This is a genomic window from Idiomarina aquatica (genome assembly GCF_003987185.1).
Taxonomy (GTDB): Bacteria; Pseudomonadota; Gammaproteobacteria; order Enterobacterales; family Alteromonadaceae; genus Idiomarina; species Idiomarina aquatica.
The window spans coordinates 1,071,782-1,088,372 of record NZ_PIPS01000001.1 but is presented as its reverse complement, the minus strand read 5'-3'; the positions used below and the strand labels follow the sequence as shown (position 1 = coordinate 1,088,372).

21 protein-coding genes are annotated in these 16,591 nt (G+C 50.7%); 15 read left to right on the top strand and 6 right to left on the bottom strand.

Annotated features, from left to right (window positions below):
• Positions 1–4 precede the first annotated feature (4 nt).
• Genes lptC through CWE23_RS04970 form a run of 3 tightly spaced genes read right to left on the bottom strand, consistent with a single transcriptional unit; the run spans position 5 to position 2,105 of the window.
• The gene (lptC, locus tag CWE23_RS04980) at positions 5–565 is read right to left on the bottom strand and encodes an LPS export ABC transporter periplasmic protein LptC (RefSeq protein ID WP_105305567.1); all 561 of its coding nucleotides are present in this window, start codon (positions 563–565) and stop codon (positions 5–7) included.
• Positions 562–1,110: a 3-deoxy-manno-octulosonate-8-phosphatase KdsC gene (kdsC, locus tag CWE23_RS04975; RefSeq protein WP_187346286.1), complete on the bottom strand. Its 549-nt coding sequence runs from the start codon at positions 1,108–1,110 to the stop codon at positions 562–564. The genes lptC and kdsC overlap by 4 nt, the downstream gene beginning before the upstream one ends.
• Positions 1,111–1,127: 17 nt before the next feature.
• The gene (locus CWE23_RS04970; RefSeq protein WP_105305569.1) at positions 1,128–2,105 is read right to left on the bottom strand and encodes a KpsF/GutQ family sugar-phosphate isomerase; all 978 of its coding nucleotides are present in this window, start codon (positions 2,103–2,105) and stop codon (positions 1,128–1,130) included.
• A 164-nt stretch (positions 2,106–2,269) separates the two neighbouring features.
• On the opposite strand from CWE23_RS04970, the gene CWE23_RS04965 reads away from it, so the two are divergent.
• The 8 genes from CWE23_RS04965 to murA all read left to right on the top strand — a co-directional run bounded on the left by CWE23_RS04965 (position 2,270) and on the right by murA (position 7,508).
• Complete coding sequence (locus CWE23_RS04965; RefSeq protein ID WP_105305570.1) at positions 2,270–2,815, top strand: TetR/AcrR family transcriptional regulator; 546 nt, start codon at positions 2,270–2,272, stop codon at positions 2,813–2,815.
• Between the two features lie 88 nt (positions 2,816–2,903).
• A complete protein-coding gene (locus tag CWE23_RS04960; RefSeq protein ID WP_105305571.1) occupies positions 2,904–3,704 on the top strand; it encodes an ATP-binding cassette domain-containing protein in 801 nt (266 codons plus the stop codon).
• On the top strand, positions 3,701–4,480 hold the full coding sequence (gene mlaE / locus CWE23_RS04955) for a lipid asymmetry maintenance ABC transporter permease subunit MlaE (RefSeq protein WP_105305572.1): 780 nt from the start codon (positions 3,701–3,703) through the stop codon (positions 4,478–4,480). The genes CWE23_RS04960 and mlaE overlap by 4 nt, the downstream gene beginning before the upstream one ends.
• Positions 4,481–4,485: 5 nt before the next feature.
• Positions 4,486–4,953: an outer membrane lipid asymmetry maintenance protein MlaD gene (mlaD, locus tag CWE23_RS04950; RefSeq protein WP_105305573.1), complete on the top strand. Its 468-nt coding sequence runs from the start codon at positions 4,486–4,488 to the stop codon at positions 4,951–4,953.
• Between the two features lie 15 nt (positions 4,954–4,968).
• On the top strand, positions 4,969–5,625 hold the full coding sequence (gene mlaC, locus CWE23_RS04945; protein WP_105305574.1) for a phospholipid-binding protein MlaC: 657 nt from the start codon (positions 4,969–4,971) through the stop codon (positions 5,623–5,625).
• Positions 5,625–5,939 carry an STAS domain-containing protein gene (locus CWE23_RS04940; RefSeq protein ID WP_105305575.1) on the top strand — a complete coding sequence of 105 codons (315 nt, stop codon included), beginning with the start codon at positions 5,625–5,627 and terminating at the stop codon, positions 5,937–5,939. Before mlaC ends, CWE23_RS04940 begins: the two co-directional genes overlap by 1 nt.
• 40 nt (positions 5,940–5,979) lie before the next feature.
• Positions 5,980–6,240, top strand: coding sequence for a BolA family protein (locus CWE23_RS04935; protein WP_105305576.1), 261 nt, complete (start codon positions 5,980–5,982; stop codon positions 6,238–6,240).
• An 8-nt stretch (positions 6,241–6,248) separates the two neighbouring features.
• Positions 6,249–7,508 carry a UDP-N-acetylglucosamine 1-carboxyvinyltransferase gene (gene murA, locus CWE23_RS04930; protein ID WP_126819665.1) on the top strand — a complete coding sequence of 420 codons (1,260 nt, stop codon included), beginning with the start codon at positions 6,249–6,251 and terminating at the stop codon, positions 7,506–7,508.
• Here the strand turns inward: murA and CWE23_RS04925 are convergent, their stop codons facing one another.
• From CWE23_RS04925 to CWE23_RS04915, 3 genes are all read right to left on the bottom strand, one after another.
• A complete protein-coding gene (locus tag CWE23_RS04925) occupies positions 7,509–8,567 on the bottom strand; it encodes a trypsin-like peptidase domain-containing protein (RefSeq protein WP_105305577.1) in 1,059 nt (352 codons plus the stop codon).
• Between the two features lie 86 nt (positions 8,568–8,653).
• Positions 8,654–10,012, bottom strand: coding sequence for a Do family serine endopeptidase (locus CWE23_RS04920; RefSeq protein ID WP_105305578.1), 1,359 nt, complete (start codon positions 10,010–10,012; stop codon positions 8,654–8,656).
• Between the two features lie 120 nt (positions 10,013–10,132).
• Positions 10,133–10,579: a Z-ring associated ZapG family protein gene (locus CWE23_RS04915; protein WP_105305579.1), complete on the bottom strand. Its 447-nt coding sequence runs from the start codon at positions 10,577–10,579 to the stop codon at positions 10,133–10,135.
• 105 nt (positions 10,580–10,684) lie between these two features.
• Here CWE23_RS04915 and zapE point away from each other — a divergent pair, with 105 nt between their 5' ends.
• The 7 genes from zapE (at position 10,685) to sspA (ending at position 16,586) form a co-directional block, all read left to right on the top strand.
• Positions 10,685–11,794: a cell division protein ZapE gene (gene zapE, locus CWE23_RS04910; protein ID WP_105305580.1), complete on the top strand. Its 1,110-nt coding sequence runs from the start codon at positions 10,685–10,687 to the stop codon at positions 11,792–11,794.
• 206 nt (positions 11,795–12,000) lie between these two features.
• Positions 12,001–12,429: a 50S ribosomal protein L13 gene (rplM, locus tag CWE23_RS04905; RefSeq protein ID WP_105305581.1), complete on the top strand. Its 429-nt coding sequence runs from the start codon at positions 12,001–12,003 to the stop codon at positions 12,427–12,429.
• Positions 12,430–12,444: 15 nt separating this feature from the next.
• Complete coding sequence (gene rpsI / locus CWE23_RS04900; protein WP_105305582.1) at positions 12,445–12,837, top strand: 30S ribosomal protein S9; 393 nt, start codon at positions 12,445–12,447, stop codon at positions 12,835–12,837.
• Between the two features lie 465 nt (positions 12,838–13,302).
• Positions 13,303–13,893, top strand: a complete 591-nt coding sequence (gene petA, locus CWE23_RS04895) for a ubiquinol-cytochrome c reductase iron-sulfur subunit (protein WP_105305583.1) — start codon at positions 13,303–13,305, stop codon at positions 13,891–13,893.
• Complete coding sequence (locus tag CWE23_RS04890; protein ID WP_105305584.1) at positions 13,893–15,158, top strand: cytochrome b; 1,266 nt, start codon at positions 13,893–13,895, stop codon at positions 15,156–15,158. The genes petA and CWE23_RS04890 overlap by 1 nt, the downstream gene beginning before the upstream one ends.
• Positions 15,158–15,892, top strand: coding sequence for a cytochrome c1 (locus tag CWE23_RS04885; protein ID WP_105305585.1), 735 nt, complete (start codon positions 15,158–15,160; stop codon positions 15,890–15,892). The genes CWE23_RS04890 and CWE23_RS04885 overlap by 1 nt, the downstream gene beginning before the upstream one ends.
• A gap of 73 nt (positions 15,893–15,965) precedes the next feature.
• Complete coding sequence (sspA, locus tag CWE23_RS04880; RefSeq protein ID WP_105305586.1) at positions 15,966–16,586, top strand: stringent starvation protein SspA; 621 nt, start codon at positions 15,966–15,968, stop codon at positions 16,584–16,586.
• Positions 16,587–16,591 lie beyond the last annotated feature (5 nt).

Genomic DNA, 16,591 nt, shown 5'->3' with positions numbered 1-16,591 from the left:
GCCACTAGCGAGGCTCAAATACGGTCTTAACATGTCGGTTTAGCTCCATTTTTTCGGCGTATAAGTCAGCTTTCAGACCATCGCCCTGAATCGTAAGTTGTGGCCCAAACAGGGTAACTGGATAGTCAGTGCGCATTGTTTCAGCGGCCATATCAATGACCAGATATTCCGTCACAACCCTTTGTATAGCAGTATCAGGCTGAAGCGACTTTATTTCAACACCACGCTCCAGGATCAGCGTTTGGTCGTCATAAAAAGTGCCTTGTTCAGCACTGATTTGCCAGGTCGCCTGATTGTCCTCGGTATACACCGAATAAACCGGCTGGGTTAACTCTGTCAGCCCGATTTGCAGGTAGTGTGCCATGGCATCCGCTTTAAGCTGATGTGCCAGGTTTCCTTCCGACTCAAATAATCGGGTTTCCAGCCCCCGAGCGGTGAAATCGGGCTTCATGATTTGTGAACGTTGTTGGGCAGTATCTTCACCTTCGTCGATAAAAGGGCGCCAGACCAGTAACAGTCCAGCCCCGAACAGCAGTAGCAGAATGAAGGTGATGCGACGACTCACAGACTGATCCCCTCAGCACTGCGAAGCTGGCCACTGGCCAACAGTAATAAGTCACAGACTTCGCGAACAGCACCGTGGCCGCCCGCGCACCGGGTAATATAATCAGCGCCTTGTTGCACGGCCGGGTGCGCATCATGAACGGCGATACCCAGTCCGGAACGTTGAATTAATGCCAGATCCGGAACATCATCGCCGATGTAAGCGACCTGCTCGGGGGTCACATCGAGTTGCTCAAGCAATTGCTGATAAGCGACGGTTTTGTCGGATTGTCCCTGAAAAATATGACCCACGTCCAGGTGCTTCATTCTGCGTTCGACGATAGCAGACTGACGGCCGGTAATCACGGCCGTGGTAAAGCCGGCGTTAACCAGTGCCTTCATGCCAAAACCGTCACGGGTATGAAAGGCTTTCAGCTCTTCACCGTCGTTACCTAAATAAATACGGCCGTCCGAAAATACCCCATCCACGTCGAGCACCAGTAAACGTACCTGTTGAAACTTCTTCAGCAGCGCCTGCTCGATATCGCCATACCAGGTATTAATCATCTCCATTGATTATCTCCTCAGACAACGCCAGCTTGTAGCAGGTCATGCATGTTCATTGCGCCAACGGGACGGCCATCCTCGTCAACAATGATAAGACCGTTAATTTTGCGATCCTGCATAATTTTTAGCGCTTGCGCAGCCAGCATATCGGCGTTCGCGGTAATGCAGGAACGTGTCATAACCTCATGGATACCGGTGCTGTGAACATCGATACGATTGTCGAGAATGCGGCGTAAGTCACCATCCGTGAAAATGCCCGCCAGGCGCTTGTTGTCATCGACAATTGCGGTCATGCCCAGGCCTTTGCGCGACATTTCTAATAAGGCTTCACTGATGAGCGCCGTTTGTTCGGTTACCGGCACGCGATCACCGGTGTGCATAATGTCCTGCAGGCGCAGCAGCAAACGCTTACCCAGTGAACCGCCGGGATGAGACAAGGCAAAGTCGTCGGCGGTAAAGCCCCGGGTTTTCAACAGAGCCACGGCTAACGCATCCCCCATAACCAGGGTGGCAGTCGTCGAGGCGGTGGGCGCTAAACCCAATGGGCAGGCTTCTTGTTCTACCTTAATGCAGACATGCACGTCAGCAAGGCGTGCCAACGTTGACTCGGGGTTGCCGGTCATGGCGATCAGCTTCACACCTAATCGTTTTATCACCGGTAGAATATTCAGAACCTCTGAGGTTTCACCACTGTTGGAAATGGCAATAACAACGTCGTTGTCGGTTACCATACCGAGGTCGCCATGGCTGGCTTCACCCGGGTGGACAAAGAATGCCGGCGTGCCGGTAGAAGCCAGTGTTGCGGCTATTTTTCCACCGATGTGGCCTGATTTACCCATGCCGATGACAATCACCCGGCCTTTGCAATCGAACATGATCTGACAGGCGCGATTAAATTGTTCGTCGATGTATTGTTTGAGGCCTGCGATAGCGCTTTGCTCGATCTCCAGCACATCGTGGCCGAGCGGGCGAAAGTCATGTGTGACTTGCTTCATAGAATCTTCCCAGCTTGTCAGTTTATGCGCTAATGATACGTCATTATCAATGGCTATGCCTACCGTGACGGTGCAGAGAATATTGCTTTTTTATTAAGAGTTAATTACTATACCAACTGGACGGTTAATAAAGTGGGCCCTAAATGAGCCCCGGGAAGCAGTAAATGGTGGGTCGGCCAAGCAATCGTGATGCAATTATAGACGCGGCAGAACAACTGGTTGCGGAGCAGGGGGCTGCGCATTTGACGTTTGATGCCCTGTGTCAGGAAACCGGTATCAGTAAAGGCGGTTTGCTGTATCACTTTGCCAATAAAAACGCGCTGTTAGCCGCTATGCTAGAGCGTATGGTGCAACAATTCGATGCCTTGCGTGCGCACTTTCGTGAGCAACTCGAAAACGATCCACGCCGTGAACTAAAAAGTATTCTATTAGCCTCATTAAACAGTGATGCTGAATGTGCACAATTGAGCAGCGGTATGTTGGCCGTTGCGGCAAATAATCCAGAACTGCTGGAGCCGTTACAAGAGCATGTCCGGCAGACCTTCGACGCGATAAAAAATGATACGCCTGATCCGCAGTTGGCGGAATTGTTATTCTTTTCTGTGCACGGTGCCCGTTTGTTTGAGCAACTGCAGCTTTGCCAGCATTGCCAGGCCGATCGCGAACAGTTTGCGCAGAAATTGATGACATTGGTTGATTCGATTAACTGATATGTTTTGCAACATTTTTACAGTTAGTGATTAGACGCTTACGCGCTAAACTACGTAAGCTTAAAGAAACGATAACACAGGAAGCACAGTGAGCAATTTTGTCGAGCTGAACAATGTGCATTTTTCACATGGCGAGCGTTCCATTTATGAGGGCTTGTCGTTAACCGTTCCGAAAGGTAAAACGGTCGCGGTAATGGGACCGAGCGGCATCGGTAAAACAACCTTGTTGCGACTCATTGGCGGGCAGCTAAAGCCGTCATCGGGAAGCATTAAGGTGGCGGATGTGGAAGTGCCTCAACTGGCAAGAAAACCGCTTTATGAATTACGCAAACGGATGAGCATGTTGTTCCAGAGTGGAGCCCTGTTTACCGATATGAGCGTTTACGACAATGTCGCGTTTCCGTTGCGAGAACACACCAACTTATCCGAACGGTTGATTCGCAGCATTGTCATTATGAAGCTCGAAGCCGTTGGTTTGCGCGGCGCCCGACACTTGATGCCGGCGGAACTTTCCGGCGGTATGGCACGGCGTGCGGCGCTGGCAAGAGCCATTGCGCTGGATCCTGATCTGATCATGTACGATGAACCGTTCGCCGGGCAGGACCCGATTTCGATGGGGGTGATCGTTAAGCTAATCAAGTCGTTAAATGATTCGCTTGGGTTAACCTCAATCGTGGTGACACACGACGTCGATGAGGTGCTGAGCATTGCCGACTATGCCTACATTATCGCGGACAAACGAGTGGTTGCAGAGGGTGAGCCGCAGGCATTGTTAAAAGATGACACCGCATTGGTTAAACAGTTCTTGCACGGTGAGGCCGATGGTCCGGTGGCATTCCACTATTCTGACGATGACTTTGCCAGTGACTTATTAGGAGGTCAGCGATGATCGAACAGCTGCGCCGAGTGGGGCACACGTCACTGAATCAAGTCGCTGGGATTGGTTATGCGTTAGCGATGTTGCTCAGTGCGATAATCGGTAAGCCGAACCCGCGCAAATCGTTTCCTTTGTTCATCAAACAGATGTACGTCGTTGGCGTCTTGTCGTTGCTTATCATCATTGTCAGCGGTCTGTTCATCGGCATGGTGCTTGGTCTGCAGGGCTATACCATATTGGTGGACTATGGTGCCGAGCAGAGTCTCGGACCGATGGTGGCGCTGTCGCTACTGCGCGAGTTAGGCCCCGTCGTGACGGCCTTGTTGTTTGCCGGTCGGGCGGGCTCGGCGTTGACCGCTGAAATTGGTTTGATGAAGGCGACCGAACAGCTGTCCAGCCTCGAGATGATGGCTGTAGACCCGCTACGACGGGTGGTGGCGCCACGGTTTTGGGCCGGTTTTATCAGCATGCCATTACTGGCGTTGATTTTTTCTGCGGTCGGCATCTACGGCGGTTACCTGGTGGGTTCCGGCTGGCTGGGTGTTGATGAAGGGGCGTTTTGGTCGGTGATGCAGTCGTCGGTCGATTGGTACGACGATTTATTGAACGGCATTATTAAATCCATCGTATTTGCATTTGTAGTGACCTGGATCGCACTTTACAAAGGTTATCGTGCCGTACCAACGTCTGCAGGTATTAGCACAGCGACGACTTCGACAGTGGTGACGGCGTCACTGGCTGTTCTCGGACTTGATTTTATTCTTACAGCTTTGATGTTTGGTGGGTAGAAACCATGGAATCACGTAAAACACAGATTTGGGTTGGCTTGTTTGTTGTACTTGGCGTACTTGCCTTACTTTTTATCGCGCTTAGAGCTGCCAGTGGCAGTGCCGCAACGTCGGGCGAAACGTATAAGCTCTATGCAAAGTTCGATAATATCGGCAGCCTCAAAGTGCGCTCGCCGGTAAAAGTCGGCGGGGTTGTTGTCGGACGCGTAAGCAACATCACGTTGACCGGTGAATATTACGAACCCACAGTAGAGATGGAAATCAGCGCGGACTACGACCAGTTCTCTGAAACCAGCTCATTGTCGGTGCTAACGTCAGGCTTGCTGGGCGAACAGTACCTTGGTCTGCAACCGGGTTTTATTGATGACACCGTGGGCATGTTAGAAGACGGCGATACCATCAGTGACACGAAGTCAGCATTGGTACTTGAGCAGCTAATCGGGCAATTCCTGTTCAGCCAGGGTAACGATTAAGTTAAGGAGATAAACATGAAGGCATTAATTTTTTGGGCACTGAGTCTACTGATGATCGCTGCCCCTGCGTCGGCGCAAGTGATTAAAGACGATAACCCATACCGTTTGCTGGAGCAGGTGGCTGAAAAGACGTTCGCTCGTATTGCTGAGGAACGCGACCGGATTAATGACGACCCTAACTATCTAAAAACGGTTGTCAGAGAAGAGCTGATGCCTTACGTCGACAACATTTATGCGTCGAAAAAGGTGTTGGGCCGTTACTTTAAAGACACCAGCAGCGAGCAACGGCAGGCTTTTTACCAAGCTTTTACAGATTACATTGTTGCCACCTATGCTCGTGCTTTTACACAATATGACGAGTCAAAGCACGACGTTGAGTTCGTTAACCCGAAGAACGTTTCGCCGGATGACCGCGCGGTACGTGTCGAAACACGGGTTATTGAACAGGGTCGACCGCCCATACGGCTTGATTTCGCGGTACGTTATGACAGTGAAAGCGAGACCTGGAAAGCCTACGACCTCATTGTTGAAGGTGTGAGCCTGTTGCAAAGCAAGCAAAGTGAGATTTCTTCGGTGATCCGTGCCCGAGGCATTGATAACACCATCGCTTTGCTGAAAGACAAGGCAGAGCAACCCATCTCGTTGGACGACGAAGTAGACGTACCGGCATAATGGCGAGTTCACGCAAGTTAAACGGTATCCAGATCAGCTTCAGCGATGATCAACATACGCTGGAGCTGGCGGGTGCTTTGACACGAGAAACGATTCCGGCAATTTGGTCGCAGTGGCTAAGTGACGTCAATGGCAAAGCCATATCACGGGTGGATGTGAGTAAGGTTGACGCGGTAGATACTGCTGGCGTGGCATTATTGCTGGAAGTCGTAAAAGCGCAAAACGTCACGTCGATTGAATGTGTCGGAGCAAGTCAACAGTTGCAACAAATTGCAGCGGTCAGTGGCGTTGAGGGCGTGCTTTCGTTAAGCTAGCGTCCTGACACTTACACCTGCTGTAAAAAAGGTAATAATGATGGACGCAGAACAAATTGAAGGCTTATTAAAAGACCAACTGGAACTTGCCGAAGTGCATGTCCAGCTTGACGGTGCTAACGTAAACATCATCGCGGTAGGGGATGTGTTCGCGTCGTTAAGTCGGGTGAAACGACAGCAGTACGTTTATAATCCGTTAAAACCCCTGATTGCTGATGGTACCCTGCATGCGGTCTCGTTAAAGACGTACACCCCGGAAGACTGGGCTCGCGATAAAAAGTTAGTGATGCCGCAGGGTTAATGGTCAGCATGGATAAATTCGTCATCAAAGGTGGCCATCGCTTACAGGGCGAGGTCACAATTTCCGGCGCTAAGAACGCCGCACTCCCCATTCTGTTGGCAACGGTCGCCGTCAGCGACACCGTGCAACTCGATAATGTCCCGCAGTTACAAGATGTAAAGACCAGCCTGAAATTGCTGCAAACGCTGGGTATCGAGCACAGCGGACTCAGTGATGGCAGTGTGACCATCTCGCCAGCGTCATTGTCGACGACCGTGGCGCCCTACGAACTGGTTAAGACCATGCGGGCGTCGATTCTGGTGTTAGGTCCGTTACTGGCACGTACCGGAAAGGCAGAGGTGTCATTACCGGGTGGCTGCGCCATTGGTGCTCGGCCGGTTAACCTTCACATTGAAGGCCTGCGTCAGATGGGGGCGCACATTACCGTCGAAAACGGTTACATCAAAGCGGCAGTGAACGGACGCTTAAAGGGTGCCAATATCTTAATGGACACGGTAAGTGTTACCGGCACCGAAAACTTGATGACGGCGGCGGCGCTTGCCGACGGCAAAACCGTTATTGAGAATGCGGCTCGTGAACCCGAAGTTATTGATTTAGCCAACTTCCTGAATACGTTGGGCGCAGACATACATGGTGCGGGTACCGATACCATTGTGGTGCATGGGGTTGAGAAGCTGCATGGTGGACGTTATGCGGTCATGCCGGATCGCATCGAAACCGGTACTTTCCTGGTGGCTGGCCTGGTAACCCAGGGCGACGTGACCTGTCGCAACACGAATCCTGCGTGCCTTGACGCGGTGTTGAAAAAGTTAACCGAGGCCGGTGCGGATATCGACAAAGGGGATGACTGGATTCGTATTCGTGCCAGTCGTCGACCACAGCCAGTAACCATTATTACTGCGCCTCACCCGGCATTTCCAACAGATATGCAGGCACAGTTTTGTGCGTTAAATTGCATTGCCGACGGCAGTGGTTGGATTCGTGAAACCATCTTCGAAAATCGTTTCATGCACATTCCGGAGTTGCGTCGCATGGGTGCACAAGTGGAGCTTGAAGGTAACACGGCAATCAGTAAAGGTGTCGACCGACTGACCGGCGCTGAGGTGATGTGTACCGATTTACGAGCCTCGGCATCGCTGGTTATTGCCGGTCTTGTGGCGCAGGGCGAAACCGTGGTCGAACGCATTTACCACATTGATCGCGGTTACGAATCGATTGAACACAAATTGCGTCAATTGGGTGCGGATATTACTCGCGTCCGTGATTAACTAATTGGCCGGTGGTTCGGCAATCGTAACGGTGACGCTTTGTGGCTCACCGTTGCGGTAAAAGTCGATGACTACTGCTGACCCCGGCTTACTGTTTACGACCTCTTTCATGCCTTCCGATGCCGAGCGCACCGGTTTACCACCGATGCGGGTGATCACATCATTCGGCTTAAGGCCGGCAACGGCGGCAGGGCTGCCGGGGTCAACCGCTGTTATCTGAATGCCCTGTTGGGCAAGCCGATCACTGGAGTTCGGGTCGACACTGATACCAATCCAACCTCGCACCACTTTGCCTTCTGCGATAAGCGTTTCCATCACATCCCGGGCGGTACTAAAGGGAACCGCAAAATAAATGCCTTCAATGCCATCGCCAAAAGCGTTGTTAAAACGGGCGTTATTAATGCCGATCAGTTGCCCGGTTGAGTTAACTAAAGCGCCGCCGGAGGCCCCTTGGTTAATGACCGCATCCATCTGAATAAGGTCGGAATAAGAACTACGACTGACCCCAACGCGGCCACCGGTGGCACTGATGATGCCCTGAGTGATGGTCTGGCCAATATTATAGGGATTGCCTATCGCCAGCACGATGTCGCCAACCCGCGTCTGTGGATTTTCGGCAGTTGGTATCACCGGCAGGTTGTCGGCTTCTATTTTTAACACGGCTAAGTCGGTGTAGTAGTCGCTGCCGATAAGTTGGGCGCCGTATTGACGACCGTCCTGCAAGGCAACCAAAATTTGATCAACATTATCGACCACATGTTGTGCGGTGAGGATATAGCCGCGGCCGTCCATAATAACGCCAGATCCTAATCGCCAGACACGTGAGGTACGTGGTTGAAAATAGGAACCCTCAATTTCGCCCAGGCTATAGATATTGACTACTGCGGGTGCTGCGCGGCTAACGGCATCGTTAAAACTGAGCGCAGTTGCATTTTGATCCAGTGCGCCACGCGAATGATTGGACAGATAGGGGAGCAACAGAATCACGATGGCAGCAACGATTAAACCCAATCCAACCGACTGAAAGATAAAACGAAAGACCGATTGTGCTGCACTCATGATGGGGTTCCGACGCTATTAACAAAAAAGGTGACATCAGCTTATCACTGCTGTCACCTTTTTGTAAGCTTCTGACGTAGCTGACGTTAACCGGGGTTACGCAACACCAGGTAAAGTGAGCTGTTGCCCCGTTGTACATTAAGGGCAACGACGCCAGCAGTGTCTTCAATGACACTGCGCAAATCGCCAACCGAGGTCACGATCTGGCGATTCACACCGCGGATGATGTCGCCTTCTTCCAGACCAATGCGAGCGGCAGGAGAACCCTCTTCGATGGCGGTAATTTCGATACCCGCCGGGTCACTTGAAACCGCCAGGGTAGCGCCTTCAAGTGCCGGATGAATAGACGATGCGGTCACTTCAACATCCTGGGCACCAAGCACAACGTCCACTTCTAATTCTTCACCGTCACGGACAATACCCAGGCTGATGGTTTTACCTTGCCCCATGCTGCTGACTAAGGCACGAAGCTCAGAGAACGAAGCAATGCGTGAGCCATTGACGGAAAGGATCACATCACCGGATTTAATGCCGGCTTCAGCGGCCGAGCCACCAGGAATGGCTTCTGCGACAAAGGCGCCGGTACTTGCGTCAATGTCCAGTGCTTTAGCGATGTCATGAGTGAGGTCGTGCCCGCGAATACCCAACACGCCCCGACGAACTTCGCCAAATTCGATCAGTTGCATAACCAGGTTGTTCATCATATCCGACGGGATCGCAAAGCCGATGCCGATGTTACCGCCGTTGGGGCCAAGAATGGCGGTATTAATCCCAATCAACTTACCGTCCAATGTGACCAGTGCACCACCGGAGTTACCGCTGTTAATCGCAGCATCGGTCTGAATAAAATTTTCCAGCTCTTCAATGCCGAGGCCACTGCGACCCAATGCGCTGACAATACCCGAGGTCACGGTTTGCCCTAAACCGAATGGATTGCCAATAGCGACGACGAAGTCACCCACGCGTAAATCGGAGGATTTGCCCAGCTCGATATCGGTCAGGTTTTCGCCGTTTTTAATTTTGATTAAGGCGATATCTGAACGCTCGTCGGTACCAATGACCTCGGCGTCAAATTCGCGGCCATCTTTCAGCGTCACCAAAATTTCGGTAGCGTCATCGATAACGTGGTTATTGGTAACAACATAGCCCTTTTCTGCGTCGATGATAACGCCAGAACCGAGCCCTTGGAACGGCCGCTCACGAACTTGTTCGCGCGGGGCATTGGGGCCAAAAAAGAACCGTAGCGCATCCGGAAGTCGCTGTCTGACTTCGCGTTTGCCTTTAACAGAAATGTTCACGACGGCCGGTGTCACCTCTTCCAGCATTGGCGCCAGAGTAGGGACTTCGTCGGATTTACCAAAAAACGGGATACTTGCTTGCGCAGTGGCCGTAACGCTGGCAACGGCAAGGCCAGCAGCGGCAATAAGAGTCAACAGTTTCTGCATAGTGTTACTTACTCCTCGGAATAGGGCTTAATTGCTCATCGAACAAAAACCAACTGTGCGTTCAGACCGCTGACTCGTTATATGAGTTCACTGGCAAAATGTTTCAAGATATTATTTTTTTTAATCCCTTTCTGAGTGTTTGTCACGGCTGGACTCAAACAAACCACTGCGTTTTTCCGTGTAGTCACGAGGCGCTTGTTCAGCCGCGTCATCATTTTGACCCGAACGGTAGTCTTTATTGACGGTGTTGGCCACGCGCAACTGACGCAAAGTGTCCTCAGAGAAAAACGGTAAGTCGTCCTGTACGCCATGTTGCTGCAGTAACTCAGCGCTTTGATTCAGGTAATTTTGCAGTTTGTCCTGAGTTTCCGCCAATTGCTCGACCAGCGCATTCGCGGTAGCGAAATGCTCTGCGACTTCGCGCTGATAATCCGCCAACTGCTTCTGGCTTTGTTCAACCTGGCTTTCCAGATCGCCGTTGGTGCCGGAACTCAGCCAAAACTTAGCCACAAAAAAACCAATGATAGCGCCGACAATGACCAGTAGCACACCAATAATCCAACTCATTTTCTACTCCTGCGCAATGGGGGCATTGCTATTGATTGCTGAAAGTTAGCTTCATGATAAACTATCTGCTTATTTTAGGGTAATCGGATCTGAGGTTAAGTTGTAGTGTCCAGCCAAGGCTTAAGCCCAAAACAGCGGTATCAAAAAGACTTACAGCAAGACGGATTCAGCCACGATGAAGCGCAGGCGCATGCGGTTGAACAGCTCGAAGCACTCTATCAGCAACTGTTGCTGTGGCAGCGCCAGTGCCAGCAACCGTTTTGGAAGCGATGGTTCAGTGCGACGCCGAAACCGCCAAAAGGACTCTACTTTTGGGGTGGTGTAGGGCGTGGTAAAACGTATTTAGTCGATACGTTTTTCGACAGCCTGCCACTGGATAAAAAATGGCGCGTTCATTTTCATCGTTTTATGCATCGAGTGCATCAGGAACTGAAATCCCTTAAGCACCAGTCCGATCCGTTAGAAATCATTGCCGACCGCATCGCGGCGCAAGCTAAAATCATCTGTTTTGATGAGTTTTTTGTGCAGGACATAACCGACGCTATGTTGCTCGGCAAGCTGTTTGAATATTTATTTGAGCGCAAGGTCGTGCTCGTCGCCACGTCCAATATCGTGCCTGATGATTTGTACAAGAATGGCCTGCAGCGGGAACGTTTTCTTCCGGCTATCCGCCTGATTAAAGAAAACTGTCGTGTGGTTAACGTCGATAGCGGTGTGGATTACCGTTTGCGCACACTCAGCCGAGCGGAAATTTTCCACTCGCCGTTGGATCAGCAGGCTGACGCGAACCTGCAGCAGTATTTTTCGCAGTTGGCTCCGGAAAACAAAGACAGCTATGACGCCACCACCATTGATATTCTCGGCCGAGAGATCGAGGTGCGGGCAGTCAGTGATGATGTGGTGTTTTTTGACTTTAACGCAATCTGCAAAACGGCACGCTCACAGAACGACTACATGGAAATCAGTCAACTCTACCACGCGGTGTTAGTCAGCAACGTCGAACAGATGGGTCGTGGCAGCGATGATATTGCGCGCCGTTTCATCGCCTTAGTGGACGAATTTTATGAGCGCAAAGTGAAACTTATCCTTTCGGCGGAAGTGCCCATTGAGCAATTGTACACCGAAGGTCAACTGAGCTTTGAGTTCAAACGTTGCATCAGCCGCCTGCAGGAGATGCAAAGCCAGCAATATCTTGCCGAAGAGCACAAAGCGTAGGCTAAATTTTCTGCAAAAAGTACGTGATCTTTAGCGCCATTTTTCCTATAATCCGCGCAGCCCACGTTACAGTCCATTGCATTAACTTCGGTTAGGCAATGGTCGCAGCAGATAACTTAATGAATTTCCTCATTATTTTATTGTTGTGATTCGCGGGGAAGCCCGGAATTACTGTCCGTGAACTTTTTGATTTAGGTTTTTTTATCATGAAAACATTTGTAGCAAAACCAGAAACGGTAAAACGCGACTGGTATGTAGTGGACGCAGAAGGTAAAACTTTAGGTCGTTTGGCTACTGAAATCGCTCGTCGCCTGCGCGGCAAGCACAAGCCTGAGTATACTCCGCACGTAGACACCGGCGATTACATCGTTGTTGTTAACGCAGAGAAAGTTGCTGTAACCGGTAACAAAGCTCAGGACAAGATGTACTACTCGCACACTGGATTTCCGGGTGGTATCAAATCAATCAGCTTTGAAAAGCTGATTGCCAAGAAGCCTGAAATGGTAATTCAGAAAGCGGTTAAAGGTATGTTGCCTCGTGGACCACTAGGCCGTGCCATGTTCCGTAAACTGAAAGTGTACGCAGGTGCTGAGCACAACCATGTTGCTCAACAGCCGAAACAACTGGATATCTAACGGAGCAAGACTACTATGGCAGATAATCAATACTACGGTACTGGTCGCCGCAAAAACTCAACGGCTCGCGTATTCTTGCGTCCGGGTAGCGGCAACATCCAAATCAACAACCGCGCGTTGGAAGAATACTTCGGTCGTGAAACCGCTCAGATGGTTGTTCGTCAACCGTTAGAGCTTGTAGAAATGACTGAAAAGTTCGACCTGTACATCACTGTAAGTGGTGGCGGTACTACTGGTCAGGCGGGCGCAATCCGTCACGGTATTACTCGTGCACTGATGCAGTATGACGAAGCGTTCCGTGGTCCTCTTCGTAAAGAAGGCTACGTTACTCGTGACGCACGTCAGGTTGAACGTAAGAAAATCGGTTTGCACAAAGCGCGCAAACGTCCACAGTTCTCGAAGCGTTAATTCAAGCTTCAACTGTACCCCAAAAACCCGGCATCGCCGGGTTTTTTTATGGCCGTAGCTCGCGCCTTTGGCGCGAGGAAATCATCGGTGCGTTTGGCGCACAGGTAAACCGGCTTGGCGGAGCACTCACACCGGCGACTTTTTGATGTAACGCGACCCCGTCAGTCGGGGGACGCCACAAGTACGTCCCTGTAGTCTTGTTTCCGGCCATCCATGGCCTCCAACACCCCCGCCTGATCCAGCCCCCTCGAAGCCGAATAAAAGCGTTTTCCTGCGACAGGCGGTTCGTTGCGCGTAACGGCATCTATAAACAACGCCGTGCCCAGCCTTTTGTCTTGTAAATTTTGTGGGTTTTCTTTATCATTCTAAGGCATTTTTTGTAATCCGTATGGCGGATAACGCAGCAGCTAATTCCCGATTCCGTGGCGATGCACCGCGGAGCGTCCAAACCTGGAGAATAAATGGATGAGCAATGCGCCTGTAGATAAAGGCCGCCGTCGTTTTTTGACGGTCGCGACGGGGGTTGTCGGTGGAGCTGGAGCAGCATTTACAGCTGTTCCTTTTATTGCTTCCTGGAACCCTAGTGCGAAAGCCAAAAACGCCGGAGCACCGGTCGAAGTAAATATAGCCAAAGCTGAACCGGGTCAGATGATCCGTGTGAAATGGCGGGGCAAGCCCGTATGGGTTGTTCGTCGAACCCCGGAAATGTTAGACGGTCTGGGTAAAATCGAAGACAACCTGCGTGATCCTAACTCTGAAGAACCGCAACAACCTCCTTATGCAGCGAATAAATACCGCTCTATCAAAGAAGAGTTTTTCGTTGCCGTTGGTATTTGTACCCACTTGGGCTGTTCTCCTACCTACTTGCCATCCGGTATGGGCGAACACGTTGAAGGTGTAGAATCCGGTTTCTTCTGCCCATGTCACGGTTCCAAATTCGATATTGCTGGTCGTGTTTTCCAAAGCGTTCCTGCGCCACTGAACTTAGTGGTTCCGCCTCATTACTACGTTGATGACAACACGATTTTGGTTGGCGAAGAGAAGGGGCAAGCGTAATGGCTAACAAATTTGTACAGTGGATGGATGAACGCATCCCAATGACCAAGACGTGGAATATCCACCTTGCTCAGTACCCCGCGCCGAAAAACTTCAACATGTGGTACATCTTTGGTGTGCTCGCCATGTTGGTATTGGTTAATCAGATCCTTACCGGTATCTGGCTGACCATGAACTACGTTCCCAGTGCGGAAGGCGCGTTTGCATCAGTAGAATACATCATGCGCGATGTTGAGTACGGTTGGTTACTGCGTTACATGCACTCAACCGGTGCCTCAGCCTTCTTCGTCGTCGTCTACCTGCACATGTTCCGCGGTATGATGTACGGCTCTTACCAGAAACCACGTGAATTGCTGTGGCTATTCGGTATGTTCATCTTCCTGGTGTTGATGGCAGAAGCCTTTATGGGCTACCTGCTGCCATGGGGTCAGATGTCATACTGGGGTGCGCAGGTTATCATCTCACTGTTCGGTGCGATTCCGGTTATCGGTGATGATTTAACGCTGTGGATTCGCGGTGACTACGTTATCTCCGGCGCGACGCTTAACCGTTTCTTCGCATTGCATGTTATTGCCTTACCGTTGGTGCTGGTGATTTTGGTGTTCTTGCACATTATCGCTCTGCACGAAGTGGGTTCTAACAACCCGGACGGTGTTGCCATTAAGAAGCCTAAGGGTTCTGTACCGGACGAAGAGAAGCCGAAGTTTAAGTTCCATGAGCGCTTCACGAAGAAATACGACATCGTTGATGCAATTCCTTTCTATCCTTACTACATCGTGAAGGATCTGATTGGTATCGGTATCTTCCTGTTCTTCTTCTGTTATGTGATTTTCTTTAACCCTGAAATGGGCGGTTTCTTCCTTGAGCCACCAAACTTTGAGCCGGCTAACCCGTTGAAGACTCCGGAGCACATTGCACCTGTTTGGTACTTCACGCCGTTTTACGCGATTCTGCGTGCGGTACCGGACAAATTGTTGGGTGTCATCCTGATGTTTGCAGCGATCGTTCTGTTGGCGCTGTTGCCATGGATTGACCGCGGTAAGGTTCGTTCAGTGCGTTATCGTTCGGTGTTACACAAGTTGAACCTGGTTAACTTCGTCATCAGCTTTGTGGTGTTGGGTTACCTCGGTACACAACCTGCAACGCCGGTAGCGACACTATTTGCGCAAATCTTTACATTCCTGTATTTCGCGTTCTTCGTGTTCCTGTTCTTCTACAGTCGACGCGAGAAAACGAAACCGGTACCAGAAAGGGTGACGTCATAATGAAAAAACTGTTAATCGCTCTTATCACCTTGATCCCGTCGCTGGCATTTGCGGCGGGCCCAACTGTACCGTTAGATGAAGCGAAAGTGGATTTGCACGACAAAGCTTCTCTGCAGCGCGGTGCGCAGTTATACATGAACTATTGTCTGGGCTGTCACTCTCTGGAGTACGCTCGTTACAATCGCATGTTTAACGATTTGGAGATTCCGGAAGAGCTGGGTCAAAAGCACCTTCAGTTCACCGGTAACAAAGCAGGCGACCTAATCACCATTAACATGTCGCCTGATGCGGCCGGAAACTGGTTTGGTAACCCGCCACCGGATCTAACCAACGTGGCGCGAGTTCGCGGTGAAGATTGGATCTACACGTACTTGCGGTCTTTCTATAAAGACGACAGCCGTCCGTTTGGCGTTAACAACACCGTGTTCCCAAATGTCGGTATGCCGCATGTATTGGAAGAACTGCAAGGCTTGCCAGAGAAGACGTATGAAGAACGTCGCATCGATGGCGAAATGAAAGAAGTCTACGTTGGGATTAAAACCGACGGTAGTGGACGCTTAACTGAGAGTGAATACGATCAGGCCATGCTCGATTTGACCGCATTTTTGGTCTATATGGGTGAACCTATGTTGCTGGAGCAACGCCGTACCGGTTGGTTCGTCTTCGGCTTCTTGTTGGTATTCACCATTTTAGCTTGGCTGCTGAAGAAAGAGTTCTGGCGAGATCTCAAGTAATCAGTATGGTCAGGAAAAGGTAATTAAGGGTGGCTTGCCACCCTTTTGCCGTTGATATTATCTGGAGAAATAAATGGCGGTTGCAGCAAATAAACGTTCAGTGATGACGTTGTATTCGGGTCGGGATGATTTGAAAAGTCATCAAGTTCGCTTGGTCTTAGCCGAGAAGGGCGTAAGTGTTGAAATCAGTTACGTTGATGGTGATGAACGTCCGGAAGATTTGATTCAGCTGAATCCTTACCCTGATGCGACGCCGACCTTGGTGGATAGAGAACTGGTCCTGTACGATGCGCAAATCATCATGGAATACCTCGATGAGCGTTTTCCTCATCCTCCATTGATGCCGGTGTATCCGGTCGCTCGTGGCACCAGCCGTTTGATGATGTATCGCATCGAGCGTGATTGGTACGCGCTGGCCGATAAGATCCTCGCCGGCGACAACGCAGCACGGCAGGAACTTAAGGAAGGACTGCTGTCACTGGCACCGATTTTCGCTGATACGCCTTATTTCATGAGCGAAGAATTCAGCTTAGTCGATTGCTATATTGCGCCGCTGTTATGGCGTTTACCGGCCTACGGTATTCAACTGGAAGGTCAGGGCGCAAAAGACATTAAAGCGTACATGATTCGTGTGTTCGAGCGTAAAACGTTCCAGGAATCACTCACCGACGCCGAAAAAGAACTGGCACGCTAGTTCTT